Source organism: Bacillus sp. EB106-08-02-XG196, assembly GCF_013396335.1.
Classification (GTDB): domain Bacteria; phylum Bacillota; class Bacilli; order Bacillales; family Cytobacillaceae; genus Neobacillus.
The window spans coordinates 286359-312061 of sequence record NZ_JABWSY010000005.1 but is presented as its reverse complement, the minus strand read 5'-3'; the positions used below and the strand labels follow the sequence as shown (position 1 = coordinate 312061).

The 25703-nt window shown below is 33.5% G+C and carries 24 protein-coding genes, 1 pseudogene and 1 riboswitch; of the genes and pseudogenes, 3 read left to right on the top strand and 22 right to left on the bottom strand.

Features of this window, described 5'->3' with window-relative positions; genetic code table 11:
• Nucleotides 1-269: 269 nt before the first annotated feature.
• Nucleotides 270-401, bottom strand: a complete 132-nt coding sequence (locus MLOOGBEN_RS29180; protein WP_256989033.1) for a hypothetical protein — start codon at nucleotides 399-401, stop codon at nucleotides 270-272.
• A 246-nt stretch (nucleotides 402-647) separates the two neighbouring features.
• On the opposite strand from MLOOGBEN_RS29180, the gene istA reads away from it, so the two are divergent.
• Together istA and istB are read left to right on the top strand one after the other, a co-directional pair.
• The gene (gene istA, locus MLOOGBEN_RS10390) at nucleotides 648-2180 is read left to right on the top strand and encodes an IS21 family transposase (protein WP_179158175.1); all 1533 of its coding nucleotides are present in this window, start codon (nucleotides 648-650) and stop codon (nucleotides 2178-2180) included.
• Nucleotides 2177-2950, top strand: a complete 774-nt coding sequence (gene istB, locus MLOOGBEN_RS10385) for an IS21-like element helper ATPase IstB (RefSeq protein WP_179158174.1) — start codon at nucleotides 2177-2179, stop codon at nucleotides 2948-2950. The genes istA and istB overlap by 4 nt, the downstream gene beginning before the upstream one ends.
• A gap of 26 nt (nucleotides 2951-2976) precedes the next feature.
• Nucleotides 2977-3057, bottom strand: a riboswitch (cyclic di-GMP riboswitch).
• 316 nt (nucleotides 3058-3373) lie between these two features.
• Here istB and MLOOGBEN_RS10380 read toward each other — a convergent pair.
• The 21 genes and pseudogenes from MLOOGBEN_RS10380 to MLOOGBEN_RS10285 all read right to left on the bottom strand — a co-directional run bounded on the left by MLOOGBEN_RS10380 (nucleotide 3374) and on the right by MLOOGBEN_RS10285 (nucleotide 24627).
• Nucleotides 3374-4014: pseudogene (locus MLOOGBEN_RS10380) on the bottom strand (class D sortase).
• 121 nt (nucleotides 4015-4135) lie between these two features.
• Nucleotides 4136-4315 carry a hypothetical protein gene (locus MLOOGBEN_RS29175; protein ID WP_256989032.1) on the bottom strand — a complete coding sequence of 60 codons (180 nt, stop codon included), beginning with the start codon at nucleotides 4313-4315 and terminating at the stop codon, nucleotides 4136-4138.
• 18 nt (nucleotides 4316-4333) lie between these two features.
• Nucleotides 4334-4738, bottom strand: a complete 405-nt coding sequence (locus MLOOGBEN_RS29170; protein WP_256989031.1) for a hypothetical protein — start codon at nucleotides 4736-4738, stop codon at nucleotides 4334-4336.
• A gap of 91 nt (nucleotides 4739-4829) precedes the next feature.
• Nucleotides 4830-5291, bottom strand: a complete 462-nt coding sequence (locus tag MLOOGBEN_RS10370; protein ID WP_179158173.1) for a VanZ family protein — start codon at nucleotides 5289-5291, stop codon at nucleotides 4830-4832.
• A gap of 223 nt (nucleotides 5292-5514) precedes the next feature.
• Nucleotides 5515-6834 carry a UDP-glucose dehydrogenase family protein gene (locus MLOOGBEN_RS10365; RefSeq protein WP_179158172.1) on the bottom strand — a complete coding sequence of 440 codons (1320 nt, stop codon included), beginning with the start codon at nucleotides 6832-6834 and terminating at the stop codon, nucleotides 5515-5517.
• Nucleotides 6835-7049: 215 nt separating this feature from the next.
• A complete protein-coding gene (locus tag MLOOGBEN_RS10360; protein WP_179158171.1) occupies nucleotides 7050-8426 on the bottom strand; it encodes a sugar phosphate nucleotidyltransferase in 1377 nt (458 codons plus the stop codon).
• A 149-nt stretch (nucleotides 8427-8575) separates the two neighbouring features.
• On the bottom strand, nucleotides 8576-9775 hold the full coding sequence (locus tag MLOOGBEN_RS10355; protein WP_179158170.1) for a glycosyltransferase family 4 protein: 1200 nt from the start codon (nucleotides 9773-9775) through the stop codon (nucleotides 8576-8578).
• 49 nt (nucleotides 9776-9824) lie between these two features.
• On the bottom strand, nucleotides 9825-11078 hold the full coding sequence (locus MLOOGBEN_RS10350; protein WP_179158169.1) for an oligosaccharide repeat unit polymerase: 1254 nt from the start codon (nucleotides 11076-11078) through the stop codon (nucleotides 9825-9827).
• A gap of 20 nt (nucleotides 11079-11098) precedes the next feature.
• Nucleotides 11099-11716 (bottom strand): acyltransferase, encoded by a 618-nt coding sequence (locus MLOOGBEN_RS10345; protein WP_218781128.1) that lies wholly within the window; start codon nucleotides 11714-11716, stop codon nucleotides 11099-11101.
• Nucleotides 11706-13031 carry a lipopolysaccharide biosynthesis protein gene (locus tag MLOOGBEN_RS10340; protein WP_218781127.1) on the bottom strand — a complete coding sequence of 442 codons (1326 nt, stop codon included), beginning with the start codon at nucleotides 13029-13031 and terminating at the stop codon, nucleotides 11706-11708. The genes MLOOGBEN_RS10345 and MLOOGBEN_RS10340 overlap by 11 nt, the downstream gene beginning before the upstream one ends.
• Nucleotides 13015-14634, bottom strand: coding sequence for a hypothetical protein (locus MLOOGBEN_RS10335; RefSeq protein ID WP_179158167.1), 1620 nt, complete (start codon nucleotides 14632-14634; stop codon nucleotides 13015-13017). Before MLOOGBEN_RS10335 ends, MLOOGBEN_RS10340 begins: the two co-directional genes overlap by 17 nt.
• Before the next feature lie 10 nt (nucleotides 14635-14644).
• Entirely contained in the window at nucleotides 14645-15436 is a 792-nt protein-coding gene (locus MLOOGBEN_RS10330) for a hypothetical protein (RefSeq protein ID WP_179158166.1), read from the bottom strand.
• Nucleotides 15433-16485 (bottom strand): glycosyltransferase family 4 protein, encoded by a 1053-nt coding sequence (locus MLOOGBEN_RS10325; RefSeq protein WP_179158165.1) that lies wholly within the window; start codon nucleotides 16483-16485, stop codon nucleotides 15433-15435. Before MLOOGBEN_RS10325 ends, MLOOGBEN_RS10330 begins: the two co-directional genes overlap by 4 nt.
• The gene (locus MLOOGBEN_RS10320) at nucleotides 16482-17636 is read right to left on the bottom strand and encodes a glycosyltransferase (RefSeq protein WP_179158164.1); all 1155 of its coding nucleotides are present in this window, start codon (nucleotides 17634-17636) and stop codon (nucleotides 16482-16484) included. Before MLOOGBEN_RS10320 ends, MLOOGBEN_RS10325 begins: the two co-directional genes overlap by 4 nt.
• A 2-nt stretch (nucleotides 17637-17638) precedes the next feature.
• Nucleotides 17639-18526, bottom strand: a complete 888-nt coding sequence (locus MLOOGBEN_RS10315) for a glycosyltransferase family 2 protein (protein WP_179158163.1) — start codon at nucleotides 18524-18526, stop codon at nucleotides 17639-17641.
• Between the two features lie 23 nt (nucleotides 18527-18549).
• Nucleotides 18550-19815 (bottom strand): glycosyltransferase, encoded by a 1266-nt coding sequence (locus tag MLOOGBEN_RS10310; RefSeq protein ID WP_179158162.1) that lies wholly within the window; start codon nucleotides 19813-19815, stop codon nucleotides 18550-18552.
• Between the two features lie 601 nt (nucleotides 19816-20416).
• The gene (locus MLOOGBEN_RS10305; RefSeq protein ID WP_368737775.1) at nucleotides 20417-21055 is read right to left on the bottom strand and encodes a sugar transferase; all 639 of its coding nucleotides are present in this window, start codon (nucleotides 21053-21055) and stop codon (nucleotides 20417-20419) included.
• A gap of 51 nt (nucleotides 21056-21106) precedes the next feature.
• Nucleotides 21107-22000, bottom strand: coding sequence for a UTP--glucose-1-phosphate uridylyltransferase GalU (gene galU, locus MLOOGBEN_RS10300; RefSeq protein WP_179158160.1), 894 nt, complete (start codon nucleotides 21998-22000; stop codon nucleotides 21107-21109).
• 316 nt (nucleotides 22001-22316) lie between these two features.
• On the bottom strand, nucleotides 22317-23081 hold the full coding sequence (locus tag MLOOGBEN_RS10295) for a tyrosine-protein phosphatase (protein WP_179158159.1): 765 nt from the start codon (nucleotides 23079-23081) through the stop codon (nucleotides 22317-22319).
• Nucleotides 23082-23183: 102 nt separating this feature from the next.
• A complete protein-coding gene (locus MLOOGBEN_RS10290; RefSeq protein WP_179158158.1) occupies nucleotides 23184-23888 on the bottom strand; it encodes a CpsD/CapB family tyrosine-protein kinase in 705 nt (234 codons plus the stop codon).
• Nucleotides 23878-24627: a YveK family protein gene (locus MLOOGBEN_RS10285; RefSeq protein WP_179158157.1), complete on the bottom strand. Its 750-nt coding sequence runs from the start codon at nucleotides 24625-24627 to the stop codon at nucleotides 23878-23880. Before MLOOGBEN_RS10285 ends, MLOOGBEN_RS10290 begins: the two co-directional genes overlap by 11 nt.
• Before the next feature lie 305 nt (nucleotides 24628-24932).
• Between MLOOGBEN_RS10285 and MLOOGBEN_RS10280 the strand changes: the two genes are divergently transcribed.
• Complete coding sequence (locus MLOOGBEN_RS10280; RefSeq protein ID WP_179158156.1) at nucleotides 24933-25694, top strand: SGNH/GDSL hydrolase family protein; 762 nt, start codon at nucleotides 24933-24935, stop codon at nucleotides 25692-25694.
• Nucleotides 25695-25703: the final 9 nt, after the last annotated feature.

Genomic DNA, 25703 nt, shown 5'->3' with positions numbered 1-25703 from the left:
TTAGGTTTCAAAGAAAGAATAGGTCCATTTTGGTAAAATTGAAAGTTATTCGCTTAGCTTGATGGCTATGGTGACAGACACGGATATTTTGTGTCTGTAGGTCACCTACTTTCTTATCACAAATCACATATCAATGTAAAAAAAGAATAGGTTTATGGCACCGCGAGGTGCCATAAACCTATTCTTTTAATCTATTAATGGATATTATATAATTTCCAATTCGTGAAACACTAATGTTTTCAAGCAAATACGTTTGGTGACAGTGGCCCTTAGTTTTGGTAAGCCCTTTCATCCCGAAACACTTCTAACTGATGGTCTCCCTTTTTTGCTGCAACCATAAGGCTCATGATTAAGAGCACTGAAAAGGAACCGACGAATAGACCTGCAAGAAATATAAACATATTATTACCTCCTAATAGTGTTTTATAATTCGTAGGAAGGTGATCATATTCGGCACCTGGCTGGCCTAGTTTCAAGAAACCTTAGCCCCTATAGTGTAAACGTTAAACTAGAATCAACAGTTTTCCACAATTAAGGTTAAACAGATTTCGGCAAATAAGAATCAACAGTTTACCTAAATTAGTCCACTTTCTATATACTTAAATCAGTCTATAGAAAGTGAGGAATAAACAGGAGTGGAAAGGCTGATGATTTACAACGAGATTCATAGGCTTCGCGGTGAGGGTTTTTCAAATGCCGCGATAGCTAGGAAATTAAAGATTTCTAGGAATAGGGTGATAGAATACGGAAGGATGACGCCAGAAGAGTTTTATTCGTTTGGAATTTCATTGCAAAGCAGGAGTAAAAAGCTAGATCCTTTTCGAGAGGAAATATTGGGATGGTTAAAGGAACATCCTGACTTAACAGGAGCCCAAGTCCTGGACTGGTTGGGAGAGAAATTAAACGTTAGTTCTGTTACAGAAGGAACTGTGAGGAATTATGTTAATGAGATACGTGAAGCTTATCATATCCCAAAAATGATATCAGAAAGAAATTATAGTACAGTACCCGATCTTCCATTAGGTCAACAGTTACAAGTGGATTTTGGTCAAATAAGGGTTCCCACAACAAACGGAACACTCAAACGGCTCTACTTTATTGGATTCGTACTGGCTCATTCAAGATACAAATATGTAGAATGGCTTGACCGACCGTTTCGAGCATCAGATCTTATTAGAATGCATGAAAATGCCTTCCGTTTTTATGGGGGCATGTCAGTTGAAATCGTCTACGACCAAGATCGCTTACTGGCTGTCAGTGAAAACGCTGGAGACCTTATTATGACAGTAGAATTTACTAAGTACCAACAGACTAGAAAGTTTAAGGTCTACCTATGTAGAAAATCTGATCCAGAGTCAAAAGGAAAAATAGAGCAGGTAGTAAAATACGTGAAAAATAATTTTGCGAAGAATCGTACATTTGATAATCTACTAGATTGGCAGGAATCTTGCTTGAGTTGGTTAAAGAGAACGGGAAATTTTAAAGTTCATCATAATACGAAAAAGAGACCAGTCGAGGTGTACGCCCTGGAAAAGCCACACCTACAACCGGTCTCCGGCACTTACATTTTTGAAGATATCTTCGATTCTAGTATAACAAGAACTATTAACAAAGACAATGTTATCCGATTTGATGGAAATAGGTACAGCGTACCTCGCGGTACTTATCGTAAAGGAGCTCCCAATATTGCTTATGTCGAGACAGATACTGAGTATCTATACATACGCCTGCAGCAAACTGGTCAGCCACTAGCAAAACATAAAATCGCTAAAGGAAGTGGTGCAGTCATTTCAGACCCTTCCCATAGGCAACGAGAACACTCTAAACGGGACCTATTAATACAGCAAATTAAAGGAATGTTATCCGATAAAGAAGCTGCAAATTGGCTTATTGAAATTCTCTCTAATCAATATCCACGTCATTTGATAGATCAACTTAAAGTTGTACAAACCGTCATAATGAAGTATCCAGCTTTCATTGGCGAGGCACTTAATGAAATGAGACGTTTACGTTTGACTAGTGCAAATGATCTTCGGGATATTGCCATCTCATTAGAAATACAGGGTCAAAAGAAACATAAAGAATCTGGAACCCTGAATGAGAAATACAAGGCTTTAGTTGCCCCTGAACGAAGAGAAGATATTTATTTAAGTGTCCTTCAGGGAGGAGCAAACAGATGAGCCAACCATACGAATCACTACAGGAAAAATGCCGAACCTTACGCCTAGCTGAGACAGCTAAGGAGTTACCTTCTCTTTTAAGGGAAGCAGAAGCAAAGGGATGGACTTATCATGAGTTCATCCATGAGTTCCTTAGTCATGAAATGCGTTGTAGGGAAAGAAAAAATAGTGAAAGGCTAATGAAGTGGGCGGAGTTTCCAGAGGCATTGACATTTGAGAACTTTCGCCTTGAAGAACAGACAGCGATTGGAGAAAAACAACTGAATATATTAAAACAATTATCATGGGTGGATGAGTATTTTACCTTAATTATGATGGGACCAACGGGTGTCGGCAAGACTCATCTGTCAACTGCCCTGGGTATTCACGCTATTGAGCGTGGATACCAGGTTTCTTTTATATCAATGGATCGTTTGATCTATGTATTGAAATCAAGGGAGTATATCAGTAAATCTAAGACGAGGTACAACCGTATCATCAAATCTGACCTGATTATTATCGATGATGTCATGTATATGGCATATGAACCGCAAGATGCCCACTTATTCTTCCAGTTTATTTATGAGATGTATGACAAAGCTGCATTTATCCTAACATCCAATAAAGGCCCAGGAGAATGGGGAAAGTTCCTTGGGGATACGACTCTTACGACAGCGATATTGGATCGTCTTCTACATCGGAGTGAAATTTTGACTTTCAGCGAAGAACAAGACAGCATCAGAATGAAATACAGAAAAGCATTATTTAATAATCAAGGTGTTGAATCTTAATTGATGAAAACTGTTTAATCTTATTTATTAAAAACTGTTGATTTCTACTTGACAGTTACACTATAGTTTTGCGCCACCATCTTTCAATGGATTTGCCCTTTCGTACGAACTATGTATTTACAAGTTAAATATATCATTAATTACTTGGAGGTAATAGTCCTATTACTCTTTTAAAAATAATAAAAATACAAAAACAGATAAAATGCGCTATATTTCGACAAAAATATCAGATTGTCTAATTTCTGCAATTAACTATTGTTAGACCCCAAATCAGAGTAATATCATCTATTTTCGGAATCTCCCACAGTCACCGGTATTCAACTAACAACTCAAGTGTTAGCTTTTAAATAAACCATTACGGGTAGTGGTATTTATTAATAAAAAAATAAAGCAGCCTGATAATGATTCATCAGGCTGCTTCTTTTAGTTACTCGCAATGATTGGACTTGAGACCAATTTTGTATAAACAATATACCGGTCAGGTGCGTCCCCTATGAAGTCAAAAGGATAGCAGGTTGTGAGGGTAAGGGTTTCGTAATCCGTTGGTACCATGACGGTCATGTCGTCTGCAGGGACGATTTTAAAGTCAATGGCTTCATAAACGAATTCCCCATATGGCGTATCAAAAGTTACTTGTTCACCTATTTTTAGGTTTTCTAGCTTCCTGAATACCGTATCCCGGTGTCCGCTTAGGATGACATTTCCACCTTGACCAGGCAGGGCGCTGCCAGCGAAATGGCCTGCACCTTTTTTCAACTCATTGTCGTGTGTACCTTGGACAACAGGAACCATTAAGTCAATGGAGGTAAATTGTAGTTCACCAATCGATGAACCTGGGTCCGGCAGTTTAGACCAAGGCTGGTCAAAAGTCTGATCAGGTAATTCTGGTTCGTATTCATCAACCACTTCGTGAGCTAACAAGACTGTCTGTTTGATAAATCCCATCCAAAAAAGGCAACAATTCCAACACCAACTAGGATAAGCGCGACAGGGATGCTAAGAAGTACCCATTTCCACTTCTGAACCCACCTCTTTTTACGCTTCTTTTTTCTTACCTTTTCCATGTCCTATTAAGCTTCGATTTCGGATTTGCGTACCAAGTGTAAGGCTGGTACAATAGCAATTCCGCCTAGTAAGATTAATAATCCGCCTAAAGATATATAATCTACGGTGTTGCTGTCTGTGTTAGGAAGTGGAGCAATTTGGCATTGGAACGAAGGTTCCAGCTTTATCTAGTTGTTTTTTAGCTTGAACGGCACCTTTTAATGCGTTCATTTTTGCTATAATGGCACTAATGTTTAAATCTTCTTTCTTCGGATCGACTATTGCAAGTACGTTTCCTTTTAGATCCTTTAACTGAATCACTAGTGTAGATGATCCAGCCTAATAGGTTGTAATATCAATCGGATTGCCCTGCTCGTCCGTAATGGCTGCTTGAATGTGTGCTAATTTAACGCTCTCTAGGAATAAGCGTGCAACTTCTACCTTCTGTGCATCAGGAAGATCTTCTGGATTGGTTGCACCCTTTAAAATTTGACTAACTGTTTGAGTATTAGCAAGAATCCCTTGATACTCAGCGTCACTTAAATTAACAAATTGTAAATAAGCATATAAATAATCTACTTCAGCAATATTTAACGCCTTTAATGAATCTACTAATTTTTGTGCCTGGGGATTGCTGTTACCTACTGCAAGAACATCGTTTCCTGGAACTGCAGCAAATGCAGACAAACAAAGGCTAAGTGCTGCGATAACAGAACCCTTTTTCAACGTTGCTTTTATCTTCATTTTTTTCCACCCTCATATTTCTATAAAAGATAACATAATCTGCTAGTTTTCTCAGTCCAAAGTAGTGGTTAATGTAAATTCTTGTAGAAATTTAAGAGGCCTTTTCCTTACTCACTTTGCATTCCCTCTTTATGGTATTTAAATATATTAAAAATAAAGCAATAAATACGCCAAGGGAATCAATTAGTACATCCATATAGGCTGCCACTCTCCCCAGGATAAAGGATTGGTGCCATTCATCCAAAATTGCATAGATTACTGTTAGAATCCATGAAAGGATAAAGGAGTATTGGTAGACTGCTAGAGATTTGTATAGTAAAAATGCGAGCATACCAAAGACTATAACGTGTGTCACTTTCCTCACCGTAAGGTTTAACCCATTGATGTCGACTGGGTCAGCACTTTGTGCTTTGATAGAATTCAATTCTATTACATTTACCTTTTGGATTACTTTTGCCGTATTTTCTCCTGTGAAGAATGGTAATTGTGTTACCAAGAATATGGAGGCCATCCAAACAATGGTTGCCAGCAACCACCATTTCCTCTTACCCATTACCTAGCCTCCTCTCAGCATCCTTTACATCATTAGAAAGGGTAATCGTTTTGAGTCTATTAATCAAAATCCACAATCAGAGATATTTGTATCTTTTAAATCGAAACAAATAAAGCAGCATAATAAATGAATCATTATGCTGCTTGTTTTAGTAACTTGCATTGATTGGGCATGAAATAGTTAGTATAGACAATTTTATCAACTTCAATTCTATTGATATAAATTATATGAGTATAACTTCAAAACTATTAACAGCCTCTCTTCCAATAGATTCATATATCATATTAGCCTTTTTAACACGATTCAAGTCATAGCAGTTTCTTCCATCTATAACAATTGGTTTTTTCATTAGTTTACTATATTTTGAAATGTCAAAGCCTTTTACTTCATCCCATTCAGTAAAGATGAAACATACATCTGCATTTGTGATTGTGTCTTCAATGGTATTGCAATAAGTAATTTCGTCAGGAAATCTTTTCTTAAAGTTCTCAACACCAACAGGGTCCCATGCTTTTACTCTTGCTCCATCCTCTAGCATGATAGGAATATTTACAAGAGTAGGTGCTTCTCTTAAGTCATCTGTTCCAGGTTTGAAGGTTAAGCCTAGCACGGCAATATTTAATCCATTGAAGCTATCGAAATACTTGCGCGATTTTTTTATTAATTTTAGCTTTTGGTTTTCGTTTACATCAATGGCAGCCTTAACCGTTTTTAACTCATTATCATGGAAATTTGCCAACCAGTGAAGGGCTTTTGTATCCTTAGGAAAACAAGAACCACCATAACCAATTCCTGCATTTAGGAAGCGATCCCCGATTCGGTTGTCATAACCCATTCCGAGAGCTACATCCTCTATGTTTGCTCCAATAATCTCACAAAGGTTAGCTATTTCATTAATAAAGGAGATCTTCAATGCAAGGAAATCATTAGAAGCATACTTTATCATTTCAGCACTTTTTCTATTCGTAACCATCAGAGGGGCGTCAAAAGACTTATATACCTGTTTTAAAATTTCACCTGCACTCTCATCTTCTACACCAATAACAATCCTCGAAGGATAAAGAGTATCTCTTACAGCAGTACCTTGCGCCAAAAACTCTGGATTAGAGGCAACAGCCACATTTACATCATGTACCAAGTTAGATTTTATCAAATCTTCAATTTTATCATTTGTGCCTATTGGCACCGTTGATTTGACAACAACTACACAATCCTTTTCGATACTTCTAGCAATTTGTTCAGTTACTCCATATACATAACTTAAATTTGCTGATCCATCCTGCTTTTCTGGAGTTCCCACACCTATAAAAATAACATCTGCCTCTTTATAGGCATTTTTATAATCTGTTGTAAATGTTAATCTATCCATATTATTAGCCATTAATTTTTCAAGACCTGGTTCAAAAATAGGAGATATCCCAGCCTTCATTAAGGCAACTTTATTATCATCTATATCTACACAAGTAACGGAATGATTGTGTTCAGCCAAACATACCCCAGTTACTAATCCTACATAGCCAGTACCAGCTACTGCAATTTTCATTGTTCAACCACACCTCATATAATTTTCTAAATCGATTATAAATGTTCATTGTTTTAAAATAATACTAATTCCCAATAGAATTAATTATAACAGACTGCACCTATTACAAATAATCCCAATTTGTTCCACCTTAAGTATGGCAGAAAAAAATAGGATCATACATAGCATTTAAACAATAAAGGACTACTAAATTATTTAATAGTCCTTTAAAATATCTAATTACTTAAAGCATAAGTTGTTTCTTCAATTTCATCCCATGATAAAAGAATGCGATGATTATCTTCTTCTACTAATTGAGTACCAGTTTGTACTTCAATAAATTCCAAATCTATAACAGCTTTAACTGCATGCTTTATACCAATAGGTATTTCTACGACATCTCCAGGCCGAATTACTCTAAATTCATCATTTAAAAGGAGAACTCCCTCTCCTTTCACAATAGTCCAAACTTCACGACGATAATTATGGAATTGATAACTTAAATTCTTTCCAGCTGAAATATTAATACGCTTTGTTAGAACCTCTGTATTATCATCGTATTTGGTATGCTCAAGAACACGATACCAACCCCAACGACGTTCCTCATACATTGGTCGTTGATCTAAATGTCCAATCATTTCCTTCACACGAGGACTAGCATCCTTATCTGTAACTAATATGCCGTCTGGGCTAGCTGCAACGAGAATATTAGATAAACCAAGTACCGAAACAGGAATATCTAGTTCATTAATGATATGTGTATTTAAAGAATCATGACTTGCATTTGCCTTACCTAGTATATTGGTACCCATCTCTTCTGTTAAGGTATTCCATGTTCCTAAGTCTTTCCAACCACCTTCAAACGGAATAGCCACAATATCTTTAGTTTTCTCTACTACCTCATAATCAAAACTTATTTTAGGTAGCAAAGAATAATTTGCTAAAAGTTCATCATAATTTGTAGGAAGATTTTTTTCCTCTAGCATAGTAATAATTTTGTCTAACTTAAATGCAAATACGCCACAGTTCCAGAGAGCTTGTTGTTCTAACAGCGCTTGTGCTTCTTCCATTTTTGGTTTTTCTTTGAAGTGACTCACTTTTAATGATTCTAAAGTAGTTTGTTTTTTACTTGGAACAATATAGCCATACTTTTCAGAAGGGAACGTTGGTTGTACACCCATTAATGCTAATTCTGCATTAGAGGATTTAATTACATCCTCTAGATCCAATAATCTAGCAAAGAAATTATCGTCAACATATGGATCAACTGGTAATACACCAACTACTTCATTTCTGTCTGTTTTATCTTGTGAAAAGAAATATGATGCTGCTAATGCTATAGCTGGGAATGTATCTCTTCTTTCTGGTTCTACAATTATCGAGACATCTTTCCCAATTTGACTTTGTATCATTTCTACCTGTGTTTTACTTGTTGCAATAACAGCTGATTGTGTTAAACCTAATTTATCTAATTGACCCCACACTCTTTGTACCATAGATTGTAATTGATTTTCTCCATTACGTAATACTTTTAAAAATTGCTTAGATCTTGCATCATTAGATAATGGCCACAATCGTTTACCAGAACCCCCTGATAATAGAACTAATTTCATCTAAATTCCTCCTCTATAAAAAAGTCTAGTAGGTTTTCCTACTAGACTTTTAAAAACTAGATTTGTATTAACTTTTTTTCTAATATAACAGATGGTCTACCAACAGAGTGGTACTCAATTCCAGGAGATTTAGCCTCTTTTTTAATAGTTTACCTAATCAATTGCGTGAATCTTTTCTCTAATTCTTTGCAAATGTTTTCCCAAGTCAGACTTGGTGCCAGTAATGCTGTTTTATTGATTAGATCATTTTGTAGTTCTTTGCTAGATAGTATATTTACTACATTAAGAGCAAATTCTTCAGCATTATCACATACTATAATTTCTCTTTTGGTAGTTGGTATATTGATTCCTTCTTTTCCAATTGAAGTTGTAACTATTGGCTTGTTCATAGCTATAGCTTCAAGTAATTTAAGCTTGATACCTGATCCAATTCTTAAAGGAATAACCACAGCAGTAGCTCTTTTTATATACGCTCTTACGTCAGGGACACTTCCTGTGAAGATGATATTATCATTCTCATAAGCCTTTAAATCCTCTGGAGGATTATGACCGACTACTGTAAATTTCACATTCGGTTTTTTCATTAAAATGGTTGGGAAAACTTCATTAATAAACCAATGTACAGCGTCTCTATTTGGAAGCCAATTTAACGTACCTACAAACACAATATTATCTTGCTCTAATAGGTCAAAATCATTGTTAACATATTCTTGATAATACTCTAAATCAACACCAGGCGGTATGGCAATTATTCCTTCTTTTCGTATTTTTGATTTTTTCTTATAGTAATTAAGATCTTCTGAACTTAAAGTTACGACTAAATCAAATATATTAAATTTACTTTCACATCTTTCAGCTTTAACCTTTTCATAGTACCATCCTATTTTTTTATATAGGGCTTTTTCCTTCTCCATTGTTCTTTCTGCTAATGTAGAAAGAACGTTATGAGCTCTTAATACAGTTTTGGTATTTGTCCTTTGACTAATTTGTTGTCCATAAATAAATAAGTCCTCAGAATCAATAAATACCAAGTCGTATTTATTTTTATTAATATTAGCGATTAAATCGTTACAATACTCATCTGAATAATATCTATAGTAGGAGTAAGGATACTTTGACATTAAGCTTTTTAAAAGACGCAACGGCGATTGTTTTGACTCTTTTACATAGAGCTTAATATTATTACAATACCTCTCCATTTCTTTCAAGTTACCATGATCACCCCGGGATAATGAATATATATCAATGCTATTCGACCTTGATAGATTTTTAATTGTATTAAACATTACTATACTTCCACCATTTTGAGGTGGAAAAGGGAAATAATTTGTCAAGTATGCTATTTTCATTTTTTCCTCCGGATAGGGCGTACTTTTTAGTTATAAGCTAGGAACACCCTTATTCTTGCATAATTCTTATTTCATAAAAATATGTTAAAAACACTGTCATAAATATAAAAATAATTGTATCAGCATAAAAGTATGGTCCTTTAAAATTTAAAATAAAAATATTAATAACAAAGGCAATTAAATAAGCTAAAATATACTTATAAGGTAACCTTGTTGACTCATCAACACTTGGGAAATACTGTCTCTTGACTTTAAATATTAGAAACGTCCAATATCCAAAGCAAATTAAAACCAGAAGCAAGCCTATTAAACCTAAACCGTTTATAATTTGTAAATATCCTACGTCTGTATAGCCACCAAGTTTAGAAGCATTGGAAAAAGAGCTACCAAACATTACTATAAAATTATCATCTGAAAGTTTTGTGTAGTGGTTCTTAACCAAGTCATCTGTACTAATTGATTCAAATTTTCCGTAATGATAATAGTTAAGAATAGGCTCAAACATGAATTCATATGTTTGTTGGTATTTTTGTGGGACAAACTGTTCAAAGGTTATTACCGATTTATATAATACAACCACAAATACTAGTATACCAACCAAAGCCACGATTAACTTCAAGTAGTTTTTCCAGTTAATCACAATAAAAATTATAGCTGTTCCAATTATAGCAGCTACTATTCCTGTTCGTGATGCAAATAATAATCCAATTAAACACCCAAAGTTTAAAACCAAGAAAATAATTTTTATATAGATATTTTTTGAAATAAAAAAGAGTATAGTCCCCAATACTAAAGTAAATGCCAGAGTAATACCATTAGAATCATAGCCAGATAACAATCCCATTACTCTATATTCTCTAAAAGCATAAGATATAAACTGCTTATTAATTGAGAAGGCAAATTGCGCCAGTCCAAACCAATCGTAATATTGAACCAATGTTATTAATACATTTACATAAAGAGCAATATAAATATTAGATAGATTCTGAAATACCCCTAAATTAAATATCCTTATTAAAGAGTATATGCCTAGAGAAATAATGATCACTCTACTAAAGTTCAAAAAATAATAAAAATCATAAGATTGATTTATATAAATGACTAAAAGTGAGTAAAAACTCAAAGCTATTAATGGTAAAAGATATAAAATATCCTGTAAGCATTTTTTATTCTTAAAACGTCCCAAAAAGCAACTAATCAAAATTAAAATGGAGCTTATTAACGTACTATCGTCAAGAATCCCTCCATTAGGAAAGAAAAGAATGCCTGATAATAATATAATAAATAAAATGTTTTTTATCATGATTTCCTTTTTCCCTTACTTTATACTTTTCTACTTCTTATTACTTGAGCTGGCACACCTACAGCAATTGAGTAAGGAGGTATATCTTTTGTTACTACTGCATTTGCACCAATTACACTCCCTTTCCCGACAGTTACACCATCAATTATCCTTACACCACTTGCTATCCATACATCGTCTTCAATTATGATTCCTTTAGATGTTACACCCTGTTCGCTAATATAAATATCCGGGTTATCGAACACATGGCTATTAGCTACCATGGAAGCACCAGTTGCAATTCTAACACCATTTCCTATCTTAATTCCCTTTTCACATCCGTACATTAAGCAAAAGGAATTAATTGTACAATTATGTCCAATTTCAATTTTTCCATCAAAAGATTTAATATGAGTAAAGGAATGAATAATTGTATTATTTCCAATAATTATTCCTTTATCAATAAGATTGCTAGCATCCAAAAGAGCATAATCATGTATTGTACAATTTTCCCCAAGGGATATTTTTTCCTTACCTCTTACTATACTTTTAAATGAAATATTGCAGTATTTACCAAAGGAATGAAATCTTTTTTTCATGGCAAGATAATAACCCCTCTGATAAATGCCTCTTTTCACCCTAATTATTTTATCCAACATTTTTTACTTCACCTCCACTTTCCTGTGATCTAATATTAAACTTTGACTTTTTCAGGGCACAAAGAATTAGAATAACAGCAAAAGAATATGTTACTACATTCGCGATTGCTACACCTAAAGCACCATACAACTTTGCACCTACTATATAAAAAATTACCGACATTAGTCCAGACGGTAAAATAGTATTTAATAGAAAAGTTTTAGGGTTAGATTTTATTGTCAAGTAGCTCGCTAATGGTCGAAAAGCATTAAAGATAGATAAACCCAAAATAATATATAATGAATACTCATATAATAACTGGATTTCAATTGGGTTATCAACGTAAAGCATAAGGAAGTATTTTCCCAAAAAAATAAATCCAATATATTGAAATATAGCAATTATCACACTTGCTATAGTGAATTTTAATGTTATACGAGAACTTTCTACGTTATCATTTAGATTCCCTAAAGCCATATTAGTGTTCTTTTGTAATACTTGAAATATTATTATGAAATAATTTGATATGTTTAATGCAATTGAATATTTCCCAACAACCATCATACTACTGAAAACACCCAAAATGAGAGGATCTATTTTATAAATAATCTGTGTAATAACACCAGTAAAATGTGTCCAAATAGAATATTTATAGATAGATTCCTTCAGAATATAAATAGATTCTTTAAAATTTGCACTAATTTTCATTAACTGTTTGGATCTAAAGGCAATAAAAAATAGAATTATTTGAACTAGAGCAAACAATAAATCCGCAATTACTACTAAATACAAACTAGGTACGATAATTAATCCACAAATGACCAATGTCCTTATCAACTTTGCTGCTATAAATATTTTTGTTATTATTTGCTGATTAAAGTTTAATTCTAGAAAGACGATAAATATTGCTGAAATTGAGGTAAATAAATATACAAGGCCATTAATTAGTATAATAGCTAAATATGCAATGTCTCCAAATTGAATATATAGTACAATTCCAATTACCAAGTTTAGTATTATGATTATGGACGACTTCAAGATTGAGAATAACATGTATGACGATAAATACTCATTTAACTTATCTTTAGATAATTCCATATATACTTTATATAGATAGGTTTCAGGAGCTAAATTTATGAAATTTATAAGTGATCCAATACTTATTATATAATTAATGATGCCGTATTCTTCCCTACCTAAATACCTGACTGTAATTATACTGGCCGTAAGTCCAAACAGAAGATCAATAATCCTCTCAAGTATGCCGTATGACAAAGAATTTATTACTTTACTAGTCATTCTCCCATTCTTTGTTAAATCATACTTCATAGTCATCACCAATTATAAGTGAATATTTATAACATATACTATCCCCTTGGGAGAAAGAAACGTCTTTAAGACTTTTATATATTCTATTCATCTCTCCTAAAGTACAATAATATAAATCATTATCAAGCTTAAATCCTTCACCTTTTATAAAAAGCGAATTGTGATTTAGTATACATTTATATAAGTTATTTTGTTCTTGAACAAGATTAAATGCAAATAGGTTAACAGGAAAAAACTCAGTGAATGATATAAATCGTTTGAATACTATAATGTCCTTAATTTCGATTTCTCGTTCTCTAAAGGAAAAATGTCTTTCAAACTTCACATTATGACCTTCTCCAATTAGGGAATTCTGATTAAATCTAAACTGTAATCTATCCCTAAAATAATATTCGTTAGAAATAGGCTTTCCTAAAGCTTTTTTGGCTGCCTTTTTTATTTTATCTTTAAATTGCTCTTTTTGTGATGATATTCTTCCCCACGGCAGGGGAATTGATTTAGGGGAATATAATAAACTCCCATACTGCTCACCTCCATAACAAGGTGTTAAAACTTCTTGCTTTGATACTATAAGTGGAACTGGCAAGTCATTCGTCCAATACCCACCTGGCTTAGCAATCACTGCATCGTAATTATGATTTGAAAATACTAGATAATTATCATCCGAGTATTTCTCTTTATTAGGAATTGAGTTAAGGTTTGATAAATCAAAATCTTTATAAATTTTTAATGTTTTAGAGAGATAATATGCAAAGAAAGGTAGATAATCAAAATAATTATTATAGTTGTACCATCCTAAAAAACTTTTATCGTTAACGTTAATTACTTCTGGATATCCCTTCTCTTTTTCACGAATTACTAATGGGATAGAACCATCTTCTCTTTGGAAGCTAAAAACATATTCAAATACCCTATTAAAAAGATGTTTATAATAAACCTTATTTGTTAATTTAAAGGCATATTCCAAGGAGAATAAGAGAGGACCGTAACCAAATATTTGCTCCTGTCCTCTTCCTATATAAATTGCCATACCATTTTTTAATATAAAGTTGGAGATAAAGTCAACTGCACTCAAAAAGCTATCTTTGTAGGTTTCAATATTAGTACGCTCATAAACTTCTGCAATAAGTGCCATAGAAAAGCAGTGGTATTGAAGAGATTTTACATCTGGATCATCCATTATTAAACCTGATTCCAATTGATAATTCTTTATCTTGATATTAATTTCATCTAATCCTTTTTTTGTATCATTTGAAAGAATGTATGATAATCCTCTTAATATTGTCCAATTCGTACAACTCGTCCCCTTAAATTTCAGAGGAAATACATTTGCATGAACCGTTGGATCATTGGACGATTCTAAATAAGTCAACAATGCATAATTGTTAAATTCCCAGTGGAAATTGTAATGTGACTTATCTTTTTTTCCATATGAATCGATAAACTCATCTATAAATTCCTTATATATCTCTTGATTGGTTATAGATAAAGCTAACAATGAAAAAGTTTCTCCGTAACTACTACGTGCGGGGAAAACACCATTTTTCTGATGACTAACTAAATAATTTAATATTTTTTTTAACTTTGCAGCTATTATCTGTTTTTCCATTATAAATACCTCATATATGCTCAAATATTGTCCTTGTTTTTAAAACAAGTTCCTCAGATTTACAAACCTTTACAAGTCCGAATGCATTAATCGGCAATTTCAAAGTGCTTTTTTCCCCATTGTACCAAAGGTGCTTATTTAGGGGGGTCTTTAATAAAGCATTTGCCAAAAACTGTGGAAGAGGACGAGCTTTCTTTGTATAGCGCACCAACTTGATAATTTCTCTATCATACGCACGAGGAAATAATCTTACATGAACTACCCAATAATTTTCATTTCCTCTAACATATATAACCTGTTTAAAATTATCTACCTTTTTAACGTCCGTTACTTCAACTGTAACTTTATATGTTTCTCCATATAATACTACTTTATCAACTTCGTACTGATAATTAATGTATATATTTTTATGCTCGAATACATCTCCGCCTATTGATGCATATGGAAACAAATCTTTATTGAACTGAAACCTCATGACAAAGTCCATAAAATAACTGTCTTCTAAAGCCTGAAGTCTATGTTCTCTATATACCTTATTATTATCTATAGATTCATTTAGATTTAAATTAAATTTACCTTCATTAAAAGTATAGTTACTAATAAACTGATTGCTAATGCTATTAATTGAACTTGATACCTTTTCAACCTCATAATCGTAACCACCATTTTCTAGACTTAAAAAAGATTTGGAATCTGCAGTTTCGACCCCCCATGTTCCAATGAGATTACTATTATTTTTTTGCAATTTGTATAAATAATGATTGTCATGAAAATTTATCTTGTCAAAGAATGGGTTACTCATAATTCCTCCAAAATTCGTTTAACAAAAGTATCCCAGCGATGATAGAAATAAGGTATAGAGTATTTACTTTTTACCCAAGTTATAAGTCTATCTTTAGAAGATTTATCACATGTGATAATAAATCTCTCAAAAGATTTTATATAATTTTCAATATCAGTCACAAAGTTCGGATAAACTTCTGCAATTTCTTCCGCATAACCTGTTTTATTCATTAATATAGGGGTACCACACATCATTGATTCTAATGCTACTAAACTTGCAGATTCGAAAAGTGAGGGTATTAAAACTCCATTTACAGCAGAATAAAAAATATTCATTTTTCTATAGTCTTGACTTGAAAAGTATACTGCGTTTGAATTTTCTATTAAACGTTCCCCTTCTCCAACGAAAGCAAATATAAACTCTGGATATTTTTCCACCACTTTTTTTATGATGTCTATACCTTTACTTCTTTCTAAGCGTCCAACAAATAAAAAAATCTTCTTGTTTTCTGGCAAACCCAATAGAGTTCTAGCCTTCTGTTGTTCTACATACTGAAACTTACTGGCATCAATACCTAAATGGATAACTTCTGAGTTGATTTTATAATATCTTTTTAGTTGCTTTTGATTAAATTTTGAAACAGTAATGTTTTTGTTTTTAGAACTACTTAATTTCTCGAAAAATTTGTGTATTTTAGATACAACTTTAGATTTTAAATTCCACTCTAAATTTGTACTCTTGTGGTAACCAATATAATTCCCATGATAAATATTAATGCGTGGAATTGATAAATTTGCTAATTTCACCATCCAACCATACATTCCATTCGATATTATGAGATCATATTTCTCTTTTTTACTAGCTTTAATAAACTTCCTTCCAACATGGTAAGACATTATTTCTTCCTTAAATATTGTATAAAGTTTTGTACATTCCTTAAATTTACTTTCATTTTCGTAATAAAAATAATCAACTTCCTCAAAGATAGTCTCTAAATATGCATTTGCAATTTCTACTCCTCCACGTTTCATTTCACTAGAGTAGGGTGTTAGGATAGCGACTCTCATTGGTTTAACCCCATGATACTTTGATAGATTTTTTCATTGGCAAATTCTCTTTGAAATTGCTTTACTACTATTTCTCTACCTTCTTTTCCTTTAGAACGTATACCATCCTCGTGATACATAGCGATAACATTTTCTAAGCTATGGTAGTATTCGGACCAGTTTTTTGCATAAAAACCAAAGTCATGTTCCTTAATAAGTGTATATAAAGGTCCCTCACTAGGTCCTTTTGCTGATATATATAACTCATTGGCCATATATTCAAAAGTTTTGACTGGAAAACAATAGTTTAAATTTTCAGGTAAAGGGTTTAATGCAATATCTGCACTAGATAAATACTTGTATACTTTGTCATGCTCCACTGATGATATAATCCGTAACCGATTATTAACTTTTAAGTCGGAAGCTATGTCTACTAACTCTTCCTTTAAATGCTGAGACCACTTATCTACGATTAAAATGAACAATATATACATATTATTCTTTTTAATCAATGGAGCAACAACTTTTAGAAACTTGTCTAATTCTTTCCCACCAATAATACCTACATAAGTAAGAACAGTTGCATCTTTAGGAATATTCAATTCATTTCTAATTACATCTCTTTCGACTTTACTGTAATTAAAACTTTGAGGTTCCACTCCATTAGGTGCAATAATTACCTTCTTTTTGGAATTATAGAGTCTATTTTTCTGCATGTAATTCGCTAAATAATCGGAAACAAATGAAATAACATCTGCTAATATATAAGTTATTTTCTCCATTACTATTTGTTTTATATACTTTGGACTACCTTTTTTAATTAGATTTAGCTCCAACTGCGCAAGTGTCCAAGGATCACGAACGTCAATTATTACTTTTTTTCTTAGTAACTTAGCAATGATACTTGCCTTAAATGCATAGTTTCCAGGAGGAGTGGTGATGATGATAACATCAAAATCACTAAAGATTCGAAACAGCTCTGTTATCTTATTATAGTATATTACATAATCTGGAATTTTTTCTTCATGTGTCTTTAGATGAACCGGTGAGATTATTCTTGTTTCTAGTGCTTTATTGATTAAGTAATTTCTTAAGCTGACTATCCTCGTTACAGCTGCACTTCTCTGTGGTGGAGCAAAAGGAGAAAATATAGCAATTTTTTTACAGTTCAAAATTAATTTCCCCCTCTAGTTTTTAGTGCCTTTTTGAATTTAGGTATTATTTTCAATAAATAGTTGTTATATATTCTATGGGACATATAAAGGATATTTTCTTTATATGGGTTACCTTTTATAATATTGTTTTGCCTTAGGAATAATTGATTTTTTTTAAAAAAGTAGAGATTATTTTTGAACACCCAAAATTCATATATTAATTTGTTATTATTATGCTGTCCGCCTTTATCAATTCCTCTTGGCAAGTGAAAACAAACTGTAAATGGACAAAAAATGACTTTACGCCCTTGGGATTTTGCAACAATTAAGGGATCAGTTTCTTCTCTCCAACCATTTCCCTTATAATTTCCATCTATACCGATATTTCTAATTACTGCAGTTCTTACTAAATAAATACCATGCAAGAATATTACATCTTCATTTTTCGTACTAGTACTATAGAAATTATGATTAAAATACTTATCATACAAGTTCTCAACAAAAATATTATTTCTATTTAACGCATCTTCTTCAGATTCTTGTTCATTTAAATATATAATTCTTCCGGCAATAAAATCCGCATTTTCTTTTAACAAATTTGCAATTAAAACCTCTGTATAATCTTTTTCTAAATAAAGATCATCCTCACCAAACAAAATGTAATCGCCCTTAGCAATTTGTATTCCTTTAAATTTGGATTTTGCTGCACCCAAAGGAGACTCATTTTTCACAAACCTTATTTTAGAATTATAATTATCTTTGAAATATTTTTCTGTTCCATCTGTACTACAATCATCAATAATAATAATTTCTAAAATGTTTTTTTGCTGTAAATAGCTAGAAAGAACACTAAGAAGCTTATCAATTCTATTCACAGTTGGGATTACAATAGATACTTTCCCATCCATAGATACCTTCCCCTTATGTGATATTATTTGTGTTTCAATACCCTTTCCCAAACTCCAATATTATGCTCACTTGTATAATTTTCTTGAAAAAAATTATTTGCGTATCTTCTAGCATTAATATTTCTATCATGATTATTAACTAAATCAATTATATATTTAGCGAATTGATTGTCATTTTCAGTTACAAATAGATCCTGTTCGTTTTTATAAACTATACCTTCAGCTCCAATAGGGGTTGTTACAACAGGTATTCCCAACGAGAGTGCCTCTATTATTTTAGTCTTAATTCCCGTCCCAAATAATAGAGGGGCTACAAAAACTCCAGCATCTATAATAAATGTTTGCAAGTCTTCTATTTCTCCTGTAACATAAACATCACTAAATTGTTTCTCAAGATTAATTATTGATTTATTAGGACTTTTTCCAACTATATGGAACTTTATGTCAGGCATTTCCTTTTTAATGGCTGGGAATATTTTTTCACAAAAATACATAACTGCTGCCACATTGTGTGGAATATCCATTTTACCTACAAAAACTATTTTATTGAATTGAACTTCTTGTGGACCACTTTGTATTTTACTATTAGGAAAATGCATGGGAATTCCTTCACAAGAAGGATGCATAGATAATTTTTTAAAATCATCCGCTTCTTTTGGTGATGTGAAGACTAAGTGGTGGAAATATTTATTTACTCTTAACTCATATCTTTTCAATAATTCACTCTCTATTTTTAAAATCAATCCTTGGATCGATTTAGAATTAAATACTCCATTAATCACTTTAGGAATTTTATTAGCAAACCCTCCTATTACAGAAGGTATATATTCTAACCATTGAATTTGTCTCTTATATCTTAAAGATAATAAATCATCATAATTGAGAATATGAATACAGTCTTTAGGCATTCCTCTGACATATTCTGAAACTCGAACCATGTCATAAATTATTAAATTCGGTTTTTCAATTTCAATTTCTTTCAAAATTTGTTTGTGTGTTTTCCTACTATAAAATAACGAAACTTGAATTGGAAATTTACGGAGAATTAAAGTACAAACCAGGAGGTTATAAGCTTTCTCTATTAATCCTGGTCTTTTAAGAATAGTAATATTTGATATTATTTCTGGCTTTTTCTCTAAGAATTTCATGTCATCAACAAATGTGTAATTAAATATTTTTGCGTTTGGAAATAATTTTTTTATGTCCCCGATATATTGTAATAGGATATTTTTTCTTCCATCCGTATTAGGAAAGGGAATTCGATTTGTTATAAATAGTATTTTCTCCATATATCCTCATTTCTTTTTTTAAATTTAATATATTTCTTTGTTAAGATAAATTACTCTAATTACGATGTATCTTTGTGGGAAAATTGTTTTGTTTTGTTTTAAGAAGATTAAATATATTCAACAATAATAAATATCTAATGATAATTCATGCTATCTCCTGCATGCCCTAACATTAGATATTTATTTAGTTTATTCTTTAATTTATTATTGAGCTATATGTGGACATTAAAACCACTACTTACCATTTCCCAGTAATTCCAAAAGATAGGTGTTTTCCCCAACACCTATCCACATGCATTTTCCTAATACTTTTGTTAAAAAAAAGATAAACCGAGCAATTCATCTCCAGTTAAGTCCTTTTCTAATGATAAGCGATTTTTAGATAATAATAACGATTACTTATAAATATAATAAACTCTATTATTAATCACTTTGTAGAAAACTTCTTGAACGAAAACAACAGCTCGGCATATTTAACATAAAGAATTGAAATACATACAGCATTATTTTTCCTTTGCTAATTATAGGGCATTTATTAGCAAGGTAACCAGATATAGTTTTTTTGGAATTAATTACAAATAATCTATTTTCAAAACATTATTCAGAATGCGTCCTTAGACCCAAACAATACAAATATTGTCCTAAATATTATTTTGATATCAAGTTTAGTAGAACGCTTGTTGATATAAGCAAGATCGAGCTCGATCATTTCCTTAAATCCAACGCTATTTCTCCCGCTCACTTGCCAAAGTCCCGTACAACCTGGAGTTACTAATAAACGTTGCTTATCATACTCAGAATAAAGGGCTACTTCCCTAGGAAGAGGAGGACGTGGACCAACTAAGCTCATATCCCCTTTTAATACATTAAAGAGCTGCGGCAGTTCATCGATACTAGTTTTGCGAATATATTTTCCCACCTTCGTAATTCGAGGGTCATCCTTCATCTTAAACATCGCACCGTTTATCTCATTGTATTTTAATAGTTCAGCCAGTTTCTCTTCAGCGTTTGATACCATTGAGCGGAACTTATACATTTTAAATTCTTTTCCATTTAAACCCACTCGCTTTTGTGAGAAAAAGACAGTTCCTTTTGGGTCCTCAACTTTTATCAGGATTGCAATGATCAAAAAGAGAGAACCTAAAAAGATAATTCCGCATAATGAGCCAACAATATCTACTAATCTTTTAATAAATAGATAAATCTTTCCATCATTTACATTCGTAGTTTGCTTTTCTATAAAGCCAACATCTTGATTTGCTAAATTAGACAACCTAGACCCCTTCCTTCTCTATAACACTACTTTTTCTTTATCGAATGAAGTAACTAGATTTTTCAAGTAATCTAGCATATCATCATGGAGGTCTTCGTGCTGCAACGCAAATTCAATCGTTGTCTTAACAAATCCGAATTTTTCTCCAACGTCATAACGTTTACCCTCAAAGTCAAAGGCAAATACTCTTTGGATTTCATTTAACCTCTGAATGGCATCTGTTAACTGAATCTCGCCGCCTGCTCCTTTTTCTTGACGGTCTAGAAACATGAAGATTTCTGGAGTTAGGATGTAGCGTCCCATAATCGCTAGATTTGAAGGTGCAGTGCCTGGTTTTGGCTTTTCTACAAAGTTACTAACCTGGTAGCGACGTCCTTCTTGTGTAGATGGATCGATAATTCCATATCGGTGTGTATCAGAATCTGCTACTGTTTGAACACCGATTACGGAAGAGAACGTATCTTCATATTGGTTAATCAACTGTTTTAAACAGGGTGTTTCACTTTGAACGATATCATCACCTAATAAAACAGCAAAAGGTTCATTCCCGATAAAGTTACGAGCACACCATACTGCATGTCCAAGTCCTTTTGGCTCTTTTTGGCGGATGTAGTGAATGTCTGCCAGTTTTGTTGGGTACTGAACTTTTTCTAATAAATCGTACTTTTCTTTATCAATTAAATTTTGTTCCAGCTCCATCGCATTATCGAAGTGATCTTCAATCGCCCGCTTCCCTTTACCCGTTACAATGATAATATCTTCAATACCGGAAGCGACTGCTTCTTCGATTATGTACTGAATCGTTGGCTTATCTACGATTGGTAACATCTCTTTGGGCATTGCTTTCGTTGCTGGAAGGAATCTAGTTCCTAATCCTGCAGCCGGAATAATGGCTTTTCGCACTCTTTTCACTTTTATATCCTCCTCTATATCTTTCTTTCGTTTATCTAAATATTCTCAAAAAAATAAATACCTAATGGAAATGCAAGCGTTTGCTAGGCTTATCCTTTCATTAAGTATTTATGTCTTATTTAAAAATTGGGCATCTAACCCATCCTCACATCATGCTATTGACGACATGCGTCTAAGGATTGAAGATGAAGCTTCCCTCCCACAGCATAACCGAGTGCCCCCGTGGATAACGGACAGAGAGCATCGCCGTTTCAGGTTGTTAAGCCTGAAAGAAGTATAGCCTTAGTCGTTCATTCTTATCGGCTTAGTAGGAATTTTAAAATAGATAAAATATCCTTTTTCTTTTTATTCGTTCTGGGTCTTCTTTATAGACATGCTTCCCATCAATAAGGAGGTTAGCATTTTCACCAAAGTAGTACACCATTTCATTTCCAAACTTTTTTTCAATGACACCAAAGGCGTCTCTCATTTTAAATGTTCTAGTGGTTGTATTATGGGCGTCAGAAGCAATGAAGTGTGTTAGATTCGCTTCTATTAATTGGATTGAAAAATTCCTAATTTTCTTACCGAAGTCTCCGCAGATGCTGGCAGCTGTGACTTGTGTCATAGCGCCTTTTTTTACTAATTGATAAAGTAGTTCAGGACGTTCAATGATTTCCTGATTTCGTTCCGGATGAACAATGACTGGGATCAGTCCATTCATTTGCAGATCATAAAACAGCTTTTCGGTATACCTAGGTACATGATTCGATGGGAATTCAACTAACAGATACGGTGTATGATTAACGGGTAGGATTTCTCCTGCCTTATAGCCTTCCATCATTTCACCATGGATTCGAACCTCTTGACCAGGTAATACCTCTAACTCTATCTTTTCTTCCTGTAACTTTTCGTTTAAGTCTTTCACTCTATCCATAATGGAATGCTTCGGATTTTCATAGGAGTTATTCATGTGATGGGGTGTTGCTACGATTCTTTGTATCCCTTGCTCTACTGCCTTCCTCGCCATGCTCAGACTATCAGAAAGAGACTGTGCCCCATCATCCACACCAGGCAAGATATGACAATGTAAATCAATCATGTGCAGCACTCTCTTTCCAATAGATTGTTATTTTTCCCCGACAATATTCATGGTAACACCGTCGAAAGGTATGGTAAAGGGGTGGATTTTGTCGAAAACTAGTTATTTAGCACCATAATAATAGTAGTAATCATTGTTTCTCATTTCCTTATGGTTTAAAACGACACCAATTAATTTGCTTTGTGCATTTTCGAGCAATTCCTTCGCTTTTTTCGCCTGGTCAATTTGAGTTCTCCCGCTATAGACAACAAAAATAGAACCATCCACTTTATTCGCAAGAATTTGTGGGTCGGCAACCGCTAATAATGGCGGTGTATCAAATAAAACATAATCAAATTGTTCTTTCGCTTCTTCCATAAATTGTTCCATCGATTTTGAGCTTAGTAACTCTGCTGGATTTGGAGGAATTGGCCCGCTCGTTAAGATAAATAAATCTTTTTCCTCTGTCTCAAGGATTGAGCTCGCTAGTGTTGCTTGCTTCGTTAAGACAGTTGAAAATCCAAATAAGTTATTGACACCAAAAGACCGGTGAACAGTTGGTTTACGAAGGTCCGCATCTACAAGCAGTACCTTTTTCCCAAGCTGAGCAAAAACGACTGCCAGATTTGCAGCGGTTGTTGATTTTCCCTCTCCAGGTCCTGATGAGGTAACCATTAAGGTTTTAAGCTCTTTATCTATAGAGGAGTATTGTACATTTGTCCGAATCGTTCTATATTGCTCAGAAATTGGCGACTTTGGATCAAGGTTGGCAATCAGCTTTCGACTTGGGTCGGTTATTTTCAGCTTCTTATTTCTCTTAAACACCATAAGTCTCACCTCTTCCTGCTGCTCTAGTTCCTGCTTTCCGCTTCTTCAATTCTTCCATTTTTTGGTCATCTATCTGTGCAATAACACCTAGTATCGGAAGTTCCAATATTTTTTCAATATCTTGTTCATTTTTAACGGTGTTGTCAAAGTACTCCAGTAAGAAGGCAAGTCCTACTGCTGCCATTAAACCGACAACTAAAGCTATCGCAATATTCATAACTGGCTGTGGTTTAATCGGAGATTGATTATCTGCTACTGTTGCCTCTGCAAGGACACTTACATTTTTAACATTCATAATTGATTCAATATCTACTTTGAAAACATCTACGATGCTATTGGCAATTTTCGCTGCCATATTCGGATCTGGATCTTGAACTGTCACGTTGACTACCTGTGAATCTTTTTGATTGACGACTGTAACTTTTCCATTTAATTGGCTGTAAGTCATATCTAGCCCTAAGTTATCGTTAACCTTGTTAAGAATTACAGGACTTTTGATGATTTCAATATAGGTGTTAATTAATTGTAAGTTTGTTTGAACGTCGCTAGGACTGTAGAATGATTGTTCTGTTTTTTCCTGGTTAACGAGTATTTGTGTCGAAGCTTGATAGATTGGGGTTAGAAAAAAGTAACTTACGATTCCACTTACTAAACCAGCTGTCATCGTAATGAGTATAATCATAACCAGCCGCTTTTTTAACGTCTCCAGCAGCTCTTTTAAACTAATTGTTTCTTCCATTAGTAATCCTCCTGTATGTGTTCAATAAAAACAAAAAGTATTATAACATGAATGAATGTCGTTATTTGTCGATTTGTGTTGAATGATGAATATTTATTTTATTAAGTAGTTATTTAGTACCTGTAAATAGTTTTCACATAGGCATTTAGACTATTATCGCTGATGTTTTTTGTAGGATTTTGTAAATCTCTTAAACAATAGTAACATGTATTTTGTAAAAATATGTAGGTTTTTTGGAATTGGAATAAATTTCTTAGCGAGACTTTTGCTATAATAATAGAAGAAATGTATTTGGGGGTATGAACATGAAGTATTTTTTGACTGCTATTTGGGCTGTCATCTGTATAGGTGTGCTTGCGTTTAGCCATATTCATTGGAATCAACAAGTAGCCGTAATGGCAGTTGAAACTCCTGTCGTCACACAAGAGCCGAGTGTGACAGACTATCGTACCTATTTGGAAATGGCGGAGAATTGGCCAGAAACCGCTAAGGCGCAGCTAAAGCTGGCATTAGAGGCGGAACAGCCGTTTAAGATTCTCTTTGTTGGTTCTTCCTCCATGGACTGGGAGAAAAGCGTCAGCCAGAGTATAAGTGAAAGCTTTGGAAGCGATAAGGTTATGACTAGTTTTCATACATACGATCAGAGTTCAAAAGCATTCATCGCTGAGAATAAGCAGCTTGAGCTTGCTGCCGAAAAAGCGCAGCTTGTGGTGATGGAGCCGTTTCTATTAAACGACAATGGCAAAGTAAAGATTGATGCTACTCTAGATAACGTAACGCAAATGATCGCAGATATTAAGACTGCTAATCCAGACACCACCTTCATTCTGCAGCCATCGTATCCGATATACCTTCCGAAATATTATTCCGAACAAGTAAAAGCATTAGAGGAATATGCCGCGGCCAACAACGTAACGTATCTTGATCATTGGAAAGCATGGCCAGCAACCGACAATCCCGAACTGAAGGATTATTTGAATGCTGATCAAAGTGGTCCTAATGAAAAGGGATACCAGGTTTGGGCACAGGTCCTTATTGATTATTTTGTTAACAAAAAGGCAAACTAGGAATATACT